Raw genomic sequence first — 15694 nt, 5'->3', positions numbered from 1 at the left:
CTTTTTATCTATACCTTCTCTTTATCCCGGCTATTCGCCGGATAACCCGATTGATGAGGGCTGATTAAAGTTTCACTTTATCTGCCGCCTACAATAAATTTATAATCCGTATCAAAACTATCAAGAGATTTTGTTAATCCGTGCACTTGCATATTCCAGTTTCCTGTCATGTTAATATACATGCCTTCCGCTTCATATTCTCCTGGTGACACGGCCGAAACTTTAAATGAACCCTTCCCCATATTCATATCCAATGATTGCGTGGTTAAAATAATTTGCTCCATATCAGTAACAGGTTGGCCATTTTCATCCTTTAAAGTAATATGGAATGTATTTTGTCCTACTTTATTAGGACTTACATGTAAAGTAAGTTCATACCCATTATCTAATTGCTTACTCTCTGTAAAAGGTCCAGTAGGAGGCATCGGTGGTGTTTGTACGTTTGTCATAAAAGCTACGATGACGAAAATGATAATTCCAATGATAAACTCTACTTTCACCGTAGCGCCTAATCCTTGCTCCGCTCTCATTTTCCCTTTCACATAGTGAACAATTCCCAATATCCCCATGAAAATGAATAAAAGTATCTTTGCTAATAAAGCTAATCCATACTTCGTATCAAATAACGAGTGGATAGTTGGAATAAAGAATGTACTGTTAAAAAGACCTGTTATTAAAATCACGATGACAGCACCTGTTGCCCACGGCGAAAAACGCTTAATCATATCCCAATACATACTCCACTTGTCATCCTCTTTACGTAAAAGAAGAATAATGGATGATAGACCACCAATCCATAATGATGCTGCAAATAAATGCAGAAAATCCATAACGACAGCAATCTCTTTAAACTTTAAACCATATGCATGACTATTAAATGCTTTCATAACAAGGATCCCAATAAACAATACTATCGGAATGCTCCATACTTTAAACGACGACAGCTTCTCACGCTTCATCGCAAAATAAGTAACAATTATAAGCGAACTAATAAGAACCATTTGAGTAATCCATACATATCCAAAAACAGAAAGCTGTAATGTTTCTTTTAATAGTAATGGATCGAATGCTTCTAACCATGAAACATCAGCATTTATTTTCGCTTGCAATGGCAGATTGAATAATAAGCTAATCAATATACCCAATAATGAGATCCATATTATGTTCTTACTCCTTGATCGAACCGAGGTTGCATTCCCTTTATACATAATAAGATTAAAGAATAGCACTCCTATAAATAGTGAGAAACTTGTATATAGTACTCCACGTTCCATAATCATATCTATTTGCGGGAAATATCCCATCTCTTCTACTTGTACGTCGTCTGCTCCCGCTTCTGCTGCCCCAATGCGGAACGGAATAACTCCTTGAATGGGATGCCCATCAGCAGAAATCACTTTCCACTGAATAGAGTAGAGACCGTTTTTCAAATTTCCTTTTAACCCTGCTTCTAATAACTTTTTGTTTTTCTTATCAATATGAGCATCTTTTAAATCTACTCTTGTACCTGAGGTATCTCTTACAAACAATGTATTAAAATGCGAAACTTGTATATCCTCATCAAATTCAATTTTCACTACAGATGGTGCTTTCTTCAACGTTTCATTTTCAGCAGGGTTTGATTTCACAATGTACGCATGAGCAGATGCCCTTTTTGGTATCAATATAATAAGCACACATGCAATTAATAGCCATGCCCCTAACCTTCTCATTACTTTCACAACCATTTCACTTCTTTCTTCCACATCACTATATTTTCATTCCTTTAACTTCCCAAGTTCAATTTTCCGGCGAAATATTAACCTGATTAAATATAAGTTTCTACACAGTGTAACTCTTTATTTCTCTCTCACCCCTAAACTTCCAATACAATAGTAACTACCTTCAGTGATACAACTTACATTTTTAAAGTCGATTGTTATTATATCATAAAATATATTTATGTAAGTTCCTGACGAAGAAAAGTTATCGTGAATCATTTGTGAAGAAAGTGTGAAATACATAAATAAAAAAGGTATTACGTTATTACGCAATACCCTTCTTCTATCATAAAATTTCTTTACTTCTCTTCTGGATAATCACAATACTCAATGATTGTTCCCTCTGTATCAGCTGGGTTAAGATATATTAATCTTCTACCGTGCTTATTAATTCGAAGTGTATGCTCTAACGTTCGAATACCTTGTTCTTTTAGCTCTTCTAGGGCCACATCTAAATCATCGACACGATATGCAACGTGATGAACACCTTTACCTTTTTGTTTAATAAAGCGTGCTATTGGAGATGTCGTATTATTCGTAGGCGCAAGTAATTCAATTCTATCTCCATCCACTTCAAGAATGGCTACTTCGCTTTCAACACCAGGAGCTTCACTTACGTAACGATCTATTAAAGTTCCTAACAACACCTTTTCATAAAAACGTATCGTACTATCTATATCTCGAACTGCGATGCCGATATGATCAATTGTTTTTTTCATTTTATTTCCCCTACTACTTTATTTTCTTTCATTATTAATAGTAACAAAAAAAGTTATAGAATCAAATTCTATAACTTTTTTATTTACCCTATTTTCTTATTCGCACTAGCGGGTTGAACTTGATTTTTTGCTTTTAACACGCTAATGCCATATCCGATAAATCCACCGATAATCGCTGGGAAGATCCATCCTAATCCTACTTCTTGCATCGGAAGGAATTTAGTGAACACTCGGCTTACTACTTCAATGTTAACTCCAGCTGCACTTAATCCATCGAATAAGCTGATGATAAATGTTACGATTAAGCTCACTTGATAAACTTCAGCTCTTCCTTTGAATAATGAATGGAAGAATGTTAAGAAAATCAATACGATTGCTAGTGGATAAATTGCTGTTAGTACTGGAACAGAAACTGCGATTAATTGTGTTAATCCTACGTTTGCAACAATTGCACTAAATACACATAGCGTGATTGCAATCGCTTTGTAAGGAACATTTGGGAATAACTTATGGAAGAATGAAGAACATGCTGATACAAGTCCCACACTAGTTGTTAAACACGCTACTGTAATCATTAATCCTAATAATACTCCACCATATGATCCAAAATAGTAGTTAGAAACTTTTGCTAATACTTCTCCACCATTCTCTAAATGTCCAAGCTTTGCAACACTTGAAGCACCCATATAAGAAAGAGCTGTATAGATAATTGCTAAAATAGATGCTGCAATGATTGTCGCTTTTGCACAAACGATCATAATCTGCGTTTTCGTTTTCGCACCTTTTTCTTTAATTGCATTAATGATGATGATTCCAAATACGAATGATGCAAGCGTGTCCATTGTTAAGTATCCTTCTTGGAATCCTTTAAAGAATGCATGTGATGTATAAGCTTCCACTGGTGCTTGCATATCTCCAATCGGATGTATAAAAGCAACGATTACTAAAATACCAATGAAAGTTAACTTAATTGGCGTTAAGATTTTTCCAACAATATCGACAATTTTCGCAGGATTTAGCGAAAAAAAACAAGTGATGCTAAAGAATACAATTGTGAAAAGAATTAAAGGTGTAGAACCTAATCCTTCTGGCATAAACGGTTTAAGACCAATTTCATAAGAAACATTTCCTGTTCTTGGTATTGCAAATAACGGGCCAATCGCTAAGTATAAAACTGTTGTAAACACAATCCCGAATACTGGGTGTGCACGACTTGCTAATGACTGTAAATCATCTTTACCCGAAAAACCAAATGCCAGTACACCTAGTAATGGTAATCCAACACCCGTTACTAAAAATCCAGCGTTAGCAATCCATACATTCTCTCCTGCCGATTGACCGAGCATTGCTGGGAATATTAAATTTCCTGCTCCAAAAAATAGTGCAAATAACATTAATCCAATAACTACTATGAACGAAAACGGTACTTTATTCGCCATAATATAACCCCCATTCAAATTTCCTTATCTCATTTTCCATTTTTAACTAATTGAATTTTCTGAATATTAAATTCGACTATCAACTATTCTTGAACTCATTATAGTTTGTCATATAATATTTTGCAATACTATTTTCAAACTTTTCTTTTATTTTATAAATATACATTTTTTAACATAGAAATAGACTAAAAAACCAACATGGTCATCCATGTTGGTTTTTTACATTTACTATCAATTAAAATTTCGCCGCTACTTTTTTAACGTTCTCTAAACCTTCTTCAACAATTTGTTGTGAACGATCTGGATATTGATTGTGCCCTTCAATTACAACAGTCTCTGGATTTGTAATTCCCCAGAACCCAAGCACATTCGTTACATAATTAACTGCCATTTCCATAGGAGCCATTTGTTCTGAAGAGTAATCTGAACCACGCGCACCTAATACAACGACTTTCTTATCGCCAGCTAAACCTACTGGGCCATTTGCTGTATATTTAAATGTTTTTCCAGCTTGAGATAAGTATGAAATATATGTGATTAATGGCGCTGGTACTGTGAAGTTCCATAGTGGGAACGCAAATACAACTTTATCAGCTTCTAAAAACTGATTTAAATATTGATCTACCGTTGCTACAGCCTTCTCTTCTTCTGCTGTTAACTCCATTCCTTGACTACGTTTATATCCACCTGAAATAGCGATATTTCCGTAATACGGAAGATCTAATGCAAATAAATCTAACTCCGTAATTTCTGTATTTGGGTTGGCTTCTTTATAAGCACTTACAAATGTTTCATACATTCTTGAACTAACTGCTTGCTCCGCTGGACGATCGTTTGCTTTTACAAATAATACTTTTGACATTGTTTTATTCCCCTCTACTTTTGTATTTTCTTCTTTTTTACCAAATAAAGAGCTAAATAATCCCATTTTCTTCACCTAAACTTTCTTATCATATTCATTATTCATCATCATAAAAATTCTTATTCTAATAAAGTGAAACTTTAATCAGTGGGGGATTTCTTCATTCCCCACTGATTATTAGTTGAACCAATCGGGCTTTTATGGGCAGTTGATCTCCGCCTAACTTCTTTGCTTTCGCTGAATTCTGAGGTGGGGGTCTTACTGCCCATTAATGCGGGATAAAAAGTTCCAATTGATACCTTAAGTAAAACAATTAATACTTTTTGTTATTTAATTACCTTATGTAAGTGATTGTAATACACTTCACTTACTTTAGTCAAGTAACTTTAAATAAAAAATAATATCTCGAATTAAAAATAAAAACCTCGATACAATTAAAACATCCATTGTAACTTTATTATTTGTATAATGGATGTTGAGAGGGCAATTCATATTTAGAAAGGATTTACTCATGAGCACTATAGAAAAGATTCAAACTTTTATTATTCTTTTTGCTGTTACATGCGGCATCGTACTCGGACAATTTAATTTGATACATATGTATGCAGAGCAATTTATTGTCCCCTTCTTATTTTTCATGCTGTATGGATTATTTCTCAGCATTCCATTGAAAGAAATAAAAAATGGATTCCGCAATTTAAAATTCGCTGGAACAAGCCTTACTATTAATTTTGTATGGACACCTTTACTCGCTTGGGGATTAGGAGCACTATTTCTTTCAGATCACCCAGCACTTTGGGTTGGATTTATTATGTTAATGGTTACTCCATGTACAGATTGGTACTTAATCTTTACTGAAATAGCGAAAGGAAATGTAGCACTTTCTACTGCAATTTTGCCTGTAAATTTAATTTTGCAAGTACTACTCCTTCCCATTTATTTATTTTTATTTGCTGGTGTCATGAAGACTGTAGCGGTTTCTGTTTTAGTAGAAAGTATTGTTATCGTAATCTTCTTACCATTTGTACTTGCACACGCTACAAAATTCATTATGAATAAACTGAAAAAAGCTGAAACACTCGAGAATAAACTCATTCCGTTTTTCAGCTCTGCTCAAATTGTATTTTTAAGTTTAGCAATCGTAGCGATGTTTGCATCACAAGGAAAATATTTACTACAAAATATGAATGTCGTTTTATTACTACTCATTCCTGTTCTATTGTTCTTCATCATTAATTTTGTACTGGGACAATTTATCGGACGCATAATGCGTTTATCTTATAAAGATACAGTAAGTTTAAACTTAACAACATTAGCAAGAAACTCACCTGTTGCACTCGCCATCGCTGTAACAGCTTTTCCGGACGAGCCTCTTATCGCACTTGCACTCGTTATTGGACCGTTGATTGAACTGCCAGTACTTGCTTGTGTTTCACAAGTGTTGTTACTTATTAAGAAAAAACAGTAATATACATAAAAAAACGTCCTACTTTAGGACGTTTTTTTATTGTCGAGAAATTATAGAAGTAACGATAATTATCAGCTCTAAGGATTTTATACGTTATAGAAAATTAGCTTGTCGTTACATTAACAAAACCTTTCTAATTAAACATTATAGGAAAAGTAAATATAACGAAAGCTGCCCAAAGTCCGTAGATTGGCAAATACTTCGTAACAGCATCTTGGATAGCTGTCGGTCCTGATTTGTTTTGTAGAAAACGCATATAGGAAAACATAATCCAAATGAGATTTGCCCAAATCAGTATGTTTACGCCTAAAACAGCAAGTCTATTAGGTGTAATCCCGTAAGAAGAAAGTCTGAATACAATGGCTGACAATGCGACAGTGTCTATAATAAGCGCCAGAACAATTAAGGCAAAATTTATATAATCTGAAATGCTCTTTTTCTCGTCTGAATCACTCTCAACGATAGAAAATATAGTAACAGCCAATACACCAAGGAGTATTCCGTTGAAGGCCATTAGGAAATTGCGGTCCAAGAATGGATTTTTCCCGACCCAAATTACCGTTATTAGATAGATAAACAATGTGATCAAGACAAGCGGACTAAAAATTTTAGATATGTATGGTGTAATATTTTTAGCAAGTTTAAGATTCAATGATACTAAGTATGCAGCCACTACAGCGAGAGCGGCAGCTCCAAATAAAACAACATTACTAAAATAGAACTCTCCTATATCCAAGTCAACGAAGCTAAATAATCGCATGGTGAATAATGCTAGTATCATTCCGCTCACTGCCATACTCGCGTAGAGAAGACCATATTCTAAATTAAATTTAATATACGCTAATCTTGTACTACCTTTTGAATATTCATTTCCCGTAAACGCAAGTCCCAATAAGACCCATAACATTATAGGAAGATGTAAATACGCAAGGATACTGCTGTCTTTATAATTTAATGGCAACATATTAAGATACAACCCGGCAATTAGGAACAACGCTGCAAGTAAGTAAATAATACTTTTTTTCGGAGTATTATTGTAAATAAAATAAGCAGCAATAAAGGGAATTACACCAAAAGCCAAGTTAATTGGAGCAATTGCTTCCTGCTCGACAAAGTGGAAAATGATTCTAGTGCTTAGCCCAGCTAGAATAGCTAACATGCCCATGAATAAGAAACCTTTTTGAAACAGCGATATTTTTTCTTTATTTGCCGTCTCCTTGAAATTCAATCTTTCATACCAAGCAGCTAGAAGCTGAGAATCAGGGTTTTCATCCCATGCTTGTGAGAATGACTTTTTAAAAGCTTTCGGGTCTTTTCTATACATTCTCTCCAACTCATGAGGGTTATCCATATTTTTAATAATCAAATTGTGATTGTTCATAGTTTTACCTCCTCTAATAAAAAACAGCGTTGTTAACTTTCTATAAAAAGCACCTCACTGATTTATTATGATATTGATTTTAATACACAATTTATTGTTTTACAATAAATATTTATCAATTACAAAGATTTTTTTATTGTATATTTTATTTTAAATAAAAATATATAGTACTACTTATTCAAAAAAATATCCTATAGAATAGACTTTTTTAGTGTCTATTCTATAGGATACAGTTTAATTATCATATTTTTTTATTTGTTGAACAACTTAATTCTCAAACACAAAATTAATCTTATTATCTTTCCACTCTAACATCGCATCAAACGTTTTCTCGCCTTTTTTAAAGCCTTTAATTAAATCGGTCTTTTCACCTTTTAAAAGTTTTGTCATATTCTTTTGCGAAATTGTTTTGCTTAATATTTTCTTTGAGATTGTAAAGTCACATTGTGTCGTGTTGTAATTAGAACAACCGTAAAACGTTGACTTATCAATCACATCGCCATCACATTTTTTACAGCTACCAACCTTTTTACCTGTTGTAAATTTCGATCCTTTTCGCTCAATCGATTCAACATGTAATCCAGTAAAATCCCATTTCTCTGACATTTCCACTGCATCTTCAATAATTTTAGCTGATAGCTTTTTCGTTTGTTCCATAAATGTAGCTGGTGATGCTGTGCCTTCACCAATTTCCGCAAGGCGTTGCTCCCATTTCGCTGTCATTTCTGGTGAAGCTAGTATTTTATCACCGATTGCGGTAATTAATACTTTCCCTTTATCGGTTGCATACACTTGGTTCTTCTGCACATCTATATATTTACGGTCTTTCAGCATAGTAATAATACCTGCACGCGTTGCCTCAGTACCTAAACCTTCTGTTTTCTTTAATACTTTCTCCAGCTCTTCATTTTCTAAATACTTACCGGCCGTTTTCATTAACGTAATAAGTTGTCCTTCTGTATAACGCTTCGGCGGCTGTGTTTTTCCTTCTTTCACTTTCACCTTTACAACTTTTCCTTGTTCACCTTCTGCGACAATTGGAAGAATTGTTTCGTCATCTTTATCGTCTTGGAAAATAACTTTACGCCAACCTTCTTGAATTTGCTGTTTTCCTTTTGAAATGAATTCAGCACGTTCGTCTACAAGAGTTGTAATCGTTGTGTAGTCAAAGATTGCTACTTCATAATGCGCCGCAATCAGTCTTCTTACGATCATATCGTAAATTTTCTTTTCATCACCTGATAGTTTGCTTGGATTTGTAACTTGCTCTGTCGGTATAATTGCATAGTGATCTGTAACTTTTTTTTCATTCACATAACGCTTATTATTCATAATCGATTCAATTGGTGCTGGCAATAAACCTTTATATTCATCAAACTGACTTAACTTCTGTAAAATATCAGGGAACGTCGCTGCTTCTCCTTGTGTAACATAGTTAGAATCCGAACGCGGATAAGAAACTATCCCTTTTTGATATAGTGCTTGTGTTATATCAAGCGTCTTTTTCGGTGAAAATTTAAAAGCTTTATTAGCTGTCGCTTGCAGTGCTGATAAATTAAATAAAAACGGGGGCTGAAACTCTTTACGCTCCGTTTTCATTTCTTTTACTACAGCCGGTTTACCTTGGCAAAATGCTGCAATTTTATTTGCCATATCAGGGTCCTTTAAGCGGGATTCACTATCCTTCTCCCATTTCCCCTCATACTTCTTTCCTTCTATATTAAAGGTTGCGAACACTTCCCAAAACGGCTCAGACTTAAAGTTTTCTATTTCCTTTTCACGCTTTACGATTAACGCGAGTGTCGGTGTTTGTACACGACCAGCTGAAAATACATCGTTCATTCCTTTTTTCTTTAACAAAATACTAAAGACACGCGATGCATTCATACCAACGACCCAGTCCGCACATGACCTTGTATATGCCTCATAGTACGTATTAATTGTATCTGCTTCATCTAGTAAATTTTTAAATCCTTGGTATATAGCTTGTTTCGTTAAAGATGAAATCCAAAGACGCTTCATCGGCTTTTGCACGTTACAAAGATTAATAATGTTTCGTACGATTAATTCCCCTTCACGCCCAGCATCGCCCGCATGAATAATTTCTGTTACCCCCGGATTATGTAACAGCTGTTTCACAACGTTAAATTGCTTATACTTTGACTTTGTTACTTCAAATTGAAAACGCTCTGGAATCATCGGTAACGTATTAAGTGACCATTTTTTCCACTCAGCGTGATAATGTTCTGGATTACATAACTGCGTCAAATGACCAATTGCCCATGTACAGTACGCTCCATTTGGAAATAACTCATTCGCTTCTACTTCTAAATATCCATCTTTCCGGCGATATTTAAATTGTGAAACAAGAGCCAAACCTTGATCTGGTTTCTCGGCAATAATTAATTTCATTTTATAACTCCCTATCTGTATTCCAGTGTTACTTTCATTGTCTATCTGTTTAGAGGCGATGATAAAAGAACAATCTTATTTATCATTCGCGGGTTACTCCCAGTAATGGGATAACTATAATATTATACGCTGATTCTTTATGGCTTCACAATAGAAACTCATTATATAACAATTTCTTTCTCATGCTCACAAATAAAAAAGATGCTCAAAAAATCAAGCACCTACTTACTTACATTTATTAAATTGTGCAGATAATATGCAGATATAAATAAGCATAAGTAATCTCCATACGAACATATGATGAAATGAACGATAGGACAGGGAGGTATCATAATGTTCGTTTACACATCGACTGCCTTAACACTTTGTTGTATCTCGATTCTTATTACATCATATATTTCTAAACGTAACGGTACCCTAATGGGGTATATGGTATTTATTATGTCTTTTAGTATGAGTATCGGTTTAAGTATAGGTTTTTATTTAGGTATTCTTTTTAAAGGTGAATTACTATATTCTACTTTGCTTGCGATTTTGATTAGTGGTTTTATCGGTTTTTTAGTCGGTCTACGGTTTCACCTATTTACCGCTTTAGAAGGAATGTTTTCTGGATTAATGGCAAGTATGATGGGAGCAATGATTACAGAAATGTTAAACGCTCAACAAGCTCATAGTATACTGTTTATTAGTCTTTTACTTACGATAACAATAACTATGTCATGTATGATTCAACTTTTATCAGAAACCTTTTCTACTTTTATCGAACGGCGTTTTTTATTATTACTTTCGATCAGCGTAGTAATTGTTCTTACTGTATTCGTAACATTCCCAGATCATACCCTACCGCTCCCCTCTGAACATGAACAACCTATCCATAAACACTAGCAGCTATAATCGATAATTTTATTTTTTAACAAATGAAAATAAAAAACACTTTTGAATCGTCAGCCCCAAATGAAATGTGGTTTACGGATGCGACTTACTTATTATTTGGAGTATTTGTAGATAATAACTATAGTTTAGCTTCTGGCATGGGATCAGGATTAATAATTATACAGAAAACTAATAAATAATAGCTTTGCATTATATAATAAGAGGTCACAGAATTACAATGCTGTGACCTCTCTTTTTCAAATTAATTCATGTCGTAATCTTCACCATCAATTATTTTTCTACTTTTCTACACTTAATGAACCTTCTAAATCTACATGATTGATAGTATATTTTTTCAGCTCATAGATATTCAATTCTCTTAGTTTGATGAGGTATACAATACCCCCATCTTGAAATAAAAAATTCTTACTTAACTAATATATTGTTTTGGATCCATAGCATTGCTCTTCTGTGCATTCCATTCACCTTTATGGATTTCAAAATGTAAGTGTTGTCCTTCAGATTGTCCTGTATTCCCCATTATGCCAAGTTGTTGTCCTTTCTTCACTTTTTGACCTGCAGTAACAGAACGACTCTTTAAATGAGCGTATACAGTTATATATGTTTGTCCGTTAATATTATGAGAAATAAACACCACATTACCGTAGCTTGTGGAATAATATGAGCGAGTGACTACACCTTTTGCCGCAACAACAACTGGCACTGTTCCTGAAGCAGCAATATCTAATCCGTGGTGCATTTGCCCACCACGTTTCTCAAATCCAGAAGTATATCTTCCTGCAGCTGGTTGAATAAAGTCATTTGTTTTAATTTCATTAGTTGTATTTACCTCTTGGGATTGTCGCTGCTCCTCTGTATCAGTCTCACTTGTTTTTGATAGAAATTTACTTGATACATAACCGTTTTTACCGTTGTAATTAATTTTCCCCCATCCATTTTGTTCAAATAGAACTTGTACTTTTATTCCTTTTGATAAAGCACCGATTACACCATGATTTGTACCAGCACCGCTTCTTACATTTAACATGCTTACGTTAACATAGTAGTCACCAACTGTTGCTCCAGTAGATGGATTACTTGTTTCAGGTTTTGATGGTGTACCCTCTTTAACGAATTTTACATATTCACTGCTCACATAACCAGTTCTGCCATTATGATTAATTTTCAACCAGCCATTTTCACCGCCAGTTACTTGCAATATTTGTCCGTTTAATACACCACCAATTACACTATGGTAAGTAGCAGGACCTGTACGCACACGTAAAGAAGTAGCGTCTACAATGTATGTACCGTCAGTTTGAACCGTAACATTATTTTGTTGTTCATTTGTTTGGTCTACATTTGCATTAGAGCCACTCTTTGAAATGTAATCTTTACTAATATAAGCAGTTTGTCCACTATAGTTAATTTTGACCCAGTCTTGAACTTCACCAGTTACTTGAACAACTTGTCCTTTATGTATAGAGCCTAAAATCGTATGGGAAGTACTTGGACCTGTACGAACACGGAGGGAGGATACATTAACTTTGTAATTCCCACTCGCTACTTGAACTTTTCCATTGTTATTGTCACTTCCATTTGAGCTATCGTCTATTACAAATTGACTGCTTACATAACCTACTTTTCCATTATGGTTAATTTTCAACCAACCGTTGTCTTCTCCAATAACTTGTAAAACTTTCCCTTCATACACGCGCCCCATTATTGCACTAGACGTATTTGGCTGTGTGCGAACACGTAGAACATTCGTGTTTACTGTTACTGGATTTTCATATGTTACTGTATCAGTAGGTTGCTCATGTTTTTTGTCTTTTGGCACTATAGAAGTTTGCGCTTGAGCAGTACCAATAAATGTACTTCCTGTAACAGAAACTACTGCCACACTAGCTAAAATTCTTTTCATAGGTATTAAACACCTTCCCATAAATACATTTAAGTATCATCATATCTTTAGTTTATTATTTTTTATATCAAATGCTTTTCTACTCATGTTGTACTCTTCTTTTCTATCAACCTCTATTTCTAGATATACAACGGAGGTGTTATTCCATTCTTTCGTAACGTACGAAGGCAATTAAGAAAAAAGGAATCGCAAATCCCAGCTTGTAAACTGTAATGTAAATAAATGCTTGATCTGGATTCTTTGTACCAAGCATTAATAATGCGGTCAAAATTGGACCGATGCACGATGAGACAAATGAAAGCATTCCCGTTCCTAGTACAATCCATATCTTTTAATCTGCTGCATTCATTTTGCCTCTTTTCACAAAACACTACACTGTGTAGTTTAAATTCTTAAAAAAAACCACAAACACTCACCCATAAGTTAGTCACTGTTTTCCAAAAGATGCGGTCACAAGATCATTGGAAGCTTTTTTCCATTCCAATAAACTTAAGCAAAGCACTTCCCATTCCAAAAGGTGACTTTATTTTATCTATCACATACTGTACTACTGATCAGCTAACAATTTTTGATATGTGCTGTAACGTTGTAACATTAATTTTTTCTGCACACTTTTCATTGTGATACCTTCTGAGCACCAAATAATTTCTATGATTTTTGCTTCAAGCGGTCAAAAAAATAATTTATGCCTTATTCATTTCACTTATAGTTTTGCTTGAACATACCCGTCCTCCCTTCGCACTACGAATTGTAGTATAAAATAAAAAAAAGGTCAAATGTAAGGGGCTATTATCTATCCTTTTTGAACTACAACACATTAAATTTACCACTGTAATTTTATCAACTGAGTATACAAAAAATTAGCGATTTCTTCTATTATCTACTTCCAAACCAGAAACGAATATGTTTTTTAAATCCATAAATAACAAAAATCGCATTTTTTATCTTGTAAACTCTTATACAGGGCATTATCGCTCCCGCTTCCTAAACTTTTATAAAAATAATATGCCCAATACACAACATTACATTTAAAAACAGCTTTTTTCATGCTAAAAATCATTAAAACAGCTATCCCTAAGATAGCTGTTTTATATTATCATCAACTCCATAAATTTTATATTATTCTGGCTTATTAGGAATGTTTGGGTTTGGAACATAATCAGATTTATAATCTGTATATTTCACTTCTGTTACCATCCCAGCGGAAGCATGGTGTAAATCATGACAGTGGAACATCCAATCACCCGGATTATCTGCTACAAAGGCTACTTCATATTCTTCACCTGGTTTTAGGTTCAAAGTATCTTTCACAATTGGAGAACCTTCTATCGGTTTTCCATCTTTACTCAACACCTGGAAGAAGTGACCATGTAAATGCATCGGATGATCGTCCATTTTAGAACGATTTACCAATTTTACTTTTACTAAATCACCCTTTTTTACTGGAATCGGGTCAATGTCTGGAAATACCTTTCCGTTAATTGTATATACCATTTCATTTCCATTCATTTGCGTATTCAAGTCCATATTATATGTGGCAGTATACTGCTGATTTAACGTGAAACTACCTAGTTTTTTAGCACCATATTTCGTCATATCTAATTTCGATAATTTTTCTTTTTCATCTGCTTTATCTTTCATCTCTTTGCTGCCATCATATTCAATAACAGCTTTCATTCCTTTTGCACCTTTATTTGCTGAATGGTCTTCAACATACCATTTCCCAGGATTATTAGCAGTAAATTCAATATCATAACGTTCACCAGGTGCGATTGAAATTACTTGATCCTTTATAACTTTTGGATCGTTTATTGGTTGACCATCTGTCGCAATTACTTTTATATCATGACCGTGAACGTGTATATCATGTGATAGATAACCAGCATTAACGAGTCGAAGACGGACTTTATCCCCCTTATTCACTTTTAATGGTTCTACTAAACCCCCGCTTTTACCATTGATTGTGAATAAGTCATACATACTCATATCATGGCCTTCCATCTTCATATTTCCATGGTCCATTCCTGTCATATTACTAGAGTCTTTTTTATCACTGCCCATGTCCATACCGGAATGATCCATGCCGTTCTTATCTTCATTCTTTTTCGTATTTTCATTATCCTTAGATTTATTACCTTTTTGCCCTTTTGTCATTTCTTTTAACTGTTTATTAATCTCTTCTTTATCTGTTACCCATTCATCTAACATTACTGTGTAATCTTTATCATATTTTTCCTTTGTATCTTCTACAATGAGCGCTCCATACAAACCTCTATCTAATTGATTTACAGAATCTTGATGTGAATGATACCAATACGTTCCTGGTACGTTCGCTTCAAACTCATAGGTGAAACTTTTTCCAGATTCAACCGCATCTTGCGTCACACCTGGAATTCCATCCATATTATTTGGGACAGGATACCCATGCCAATGAATAGATACTGGTGCAGATAGTTCATTTTTTAATGTCACTTTCACCTTTTCGCCTTTTTTCACCCGAATTTCTGGACCAGGAGATGAGCCATTAAATGTCCAGACTGGAACAATAACACCGTTACTTAATTTTTGCTTTTCTTCTTTCGCTATTAAAGTAACTTCTGGTCCTATTTCAACTTTCAATGGTTTTGTAGCCGTTTCAGTCTGTGGTGTTTTTTTATCGTTCATATTTTTATGATCATTTGTTGTATTTGTGGTCGCAGAACATGCAGCAATTAAAGATATGACAGAGACTGTAACTGCTGTTAACACAAATCTCTTCATGGAAACCCCTCCTTTTTCTTTTTCAAAATCATTATAAAAAATGATTTTCAAGAAAATATGGAGATATGCAATGAGCTAAATAAAAAGACGCCCAAA

11 protein-coding genes and 1 pseudogene are annotated in these 15694 nt (G+C 34.3%); 2 read left to right on the top strand and 10 right to left on the bottom strand.

The window, feature by feature from the left end:
• Positions 1 to 77 precede the first annotated feature (77 nt).
• The 4 genes from GFJ36_RS08755 to GFJ36_RS08740 all read right to left on the bottom strand — a co-directional run bounded on the left by GFJ36_RS08755 (position 78) and on the right by GFJ36_RS08740 (position 4846).
• Positions 78 to 1727, bottom strand: coding sequence for a copper resistance CopC/CopD family protein (locus GFJ36_RS08755; RefSeq protein ID WP_098230245.1), 1650 nt, complete (start codon positions 1725 to 1727; stop codon positions 78 to 80).
• A gap of 332 nt (positions 1728 to 2059) precedes the next feature.
• Complete coding sequence (locus GFJ36_RS08750) at positions 2060 to 2479, bottom strand: VOC family protein (RefSeq protein WP_000750833.1); 420 nt, start codon at positions 2477 to 2479, stop codon at positions 2060 to 2062.
• 83 nt (positions 2480 to 2562) lie between these two features.
• On the bottom strand, positions 2563 to 3918 hold the full coding sequence (gene brnQ, locus GFJ36_RS08745; protein WP_001284769.1) for a branched-chain amino acid transport system II carrier protein: 1356 nt from the start codon (positions 3916 to 3918) through the stop codon (positions 2563 to 2565).
• A 235-nt stretch (positions 3919 to 4153) separates the two neighbouring features.
• Complete coding sequence (locus tag GFJ36_RS08740; RefSeq protein ID WP_088063037.1) at positions 4154 to 4846, bottom strand: FMN-dependent NADH-azoreductase; 693 nt, start codon at positions 4844 to 4846, stop codon at positions 4154 to 4156.
• Positions 4847 to 5291: 445 nt separating this feature from the next.
• Between GFJ36_RS08740 and GFJ36_RS08735 the strand changes: the two genes are divergently transcribed.
• Positions 5292 to 6248 (top strand): arsenic resistance protein, encoded by a 957-nt coding sequence (locus GFJ36_RS08735; protein ID WP_088063036.1) that lies wholly within the window; start codon positions 5292 to 5294, stop codon positions 6246 to 6248.
• Between the two features lie 133 nt (positions 6249 to 6381).
• Here the strand turns inward: GFJ36_RS08735 and GFJ36_RS08730 are convergent, their stop codons facing one another.
• Positions 6382 to 7629: a DUF4153 domain-containing protein gene (locus tag GFJ36_RS08730; RefSeq protein ID WP_098082528.1), complete on the bottom strand. Its 1248-nt coding sequence runs from the start codon at positions 7627 to 7629 to the stop codon at positions 6382 to 6384.
• A gap of 267 nt (positions 7630 to 7896) precedes the next feature.
• Positions 7897 to 10041, bottom strand: coding sequence for a DNA topoisomerase III (gene topB, locus GFJ36_RS08725; RefSeq protein WP_097889387.1), 2145 nt, complete (start codon positions 10039 to 10041; stop codon positions 7897 to 7899).
• A gap of 333 nt (positions 10042 to 10374) precedes the next feature.
• On the opposite strand from topB, the gene GFJ36_RS08720 reads away from it, so the two are divergent.
• A complete protein-coding gene (locus GFJ36_RS08720) occupies positions 10375 to 10926 on the top strand; it encodes a hypothetical protein (RefSeq protein WP_098082527.1) in 552 nt (183 codons plus the stop codon).
• A 418-nt stretch (positions 10927 to 11344) separates the two neighbouring features.
• Here GFJ36_RS08720 and GFJ36_RS08715 read toward each other — a convergent pair whose 3' ends face one another.
• The 4 genes and pseudogenes from GFJ36_RS08715 to GFJ36_RS08700 form a co-directional block, all read right to left on the bottom strand.
• A complete protein-coding gene (locus GFJ36_RS08715) occupies positions 11345 to 12838 on the bottom strand; it encodes an SH3 domain-containing protein (RefSeq protein ID WP_097889385.1) in 1494 nt (497 codons plus the stop codon).
• Positions 12839 to 12977: 139 nt separating this feature from the next.
• Positions 12978 to 13142, bottom strand: coding sequence for a sulfite exporter TauE/SafE family protein (locus GFJ36_RS08710; RefSeq protein WP_097889384.1), 165 nt, complete (start codon positions 13140 to 13142; stop codon positions 12978 to 12980).
• A gap of 291 nt (positions 13143 to 13433) precedes the next feature.
• Positions 13434 to 13525, bottom strand: a pseudogene (locus GFJ36_RS08705) (BlaI/MecI/CopY family transcriptional regulator); the annotation flags it as partial.
• Positions 13526 to 13957: 432 nt separating this feature from the next.
• On the bottom strand, positions 13958 to 15598 hold the full coding sequence (locus GFJ36_RS08700; RefSeq protein WP_097907228.1) for a multicopper oxidase family protein: 1641 nt from the start codon (positions 15596 to 15598) through the stop codon (positions 13958 to 13960).
• Positions 15599 to 15694 lie beyond the last annotated feature (96 nt).

Origin of the sequence: Bacillus sp. EE-W1 (genome assembly GCF_009760835.1) — a bacterium.
Lineage (GTDB): Bacteria > Bacillota > Bacilli > Bacillales > Bacillaceae_G > Bacillus_A > Bacillus_A wiedmannii.
The sequence above is the reverse complement of the archived record's forward strand: the minus strand, read 5'-3'. Positions and strand labels throughout refer to the sequence as shown.

What these genes read in the sequence shown, in the direction of transcription:
- GFJ36_RS08755 (WP_098230245.1), bottom strand. Translation starts at nt 1,727, where the DNA reads ATGGTTGTGAAAGTAATGAGAAGGTTAGGGGCATGGCTATTAATTGCA.
- GFJ36_RS08750 (WP_000750833.1), bottom strand. Translation starts at nt 2,479, where the DNA reads ATGAAAAAAACAATTGATCATATCGGCATCGCAGTTCGAGATATAGAT.
- brnQ (WP_001284769.1), bottom strand. Translation starts at nt 3,918, where the DNA reads ATGGCGAATAAAGTACCGTTTTCGTTCATAGTAGTTATTGGATTAATG.
- GFJ36_RS08740 (WP_088063037.1), bottom strand. Translation starts at nt 4,846, where the DNA reads ATGGGATTATTTAGCTCTTTATTTGGTAAAAAAGAAGAAAATACAAAA.
- GFJ36_RS08735 (WP_088063036.1), top strand. Translation starts at nt 5,292, where the DNA reads ATGAGCACTATAGAAAAGATTCAAACTTTTATTATTCTTTTTGCTGTT.
- GFJ36_RS08730 (WP_098082528.1), bottom strand. Translation starts at nt 7,629, where the DNA reads ATGAACAATCACAATTTGATTATTAAAAATATGGATAACCCTCATGAG.
- topB (WP_097889387.1), bottom strand. Translation starts at nt 10,041, where the DNA reads ATGAAATTAATTATTGCCGAGAAACCAGATCAAGGTTTGGCTCTTGTT.
- GFJ36_RS08720 (WP_098082527.1), top strand. Translation starts at nt 10,375, where the DNA reads ATGTTCGTTTACACATCGACTGCCTTAACACTTTGTTGTATCTCGATT.
- GFJ36_RS08715 (WP_097889385.1), bottom strand. Translation starts at nt 12,838, where the DNA reads ATGAAAAGAATTTTAGCTAGTGTGGCAGTAGTTTCTGTTACAGGAAGT.
- GFJ36_RS08710 (WP_097889384.1), bottom strand. Translation starts at nt 13,142, where the DNA reads ATGCTTTCATTTGTCTCATCGTGCATCGGTCCAATTTTGACCGCATTA.
- GFJ36_RS08700 (WP_097907228.1), bottom strand. Translation starts at nt 15,598, where the DNA reads ATGAAGAGATTTGTGTTAACAGCAGTTACAGTCTCTGTCATATCTTTA.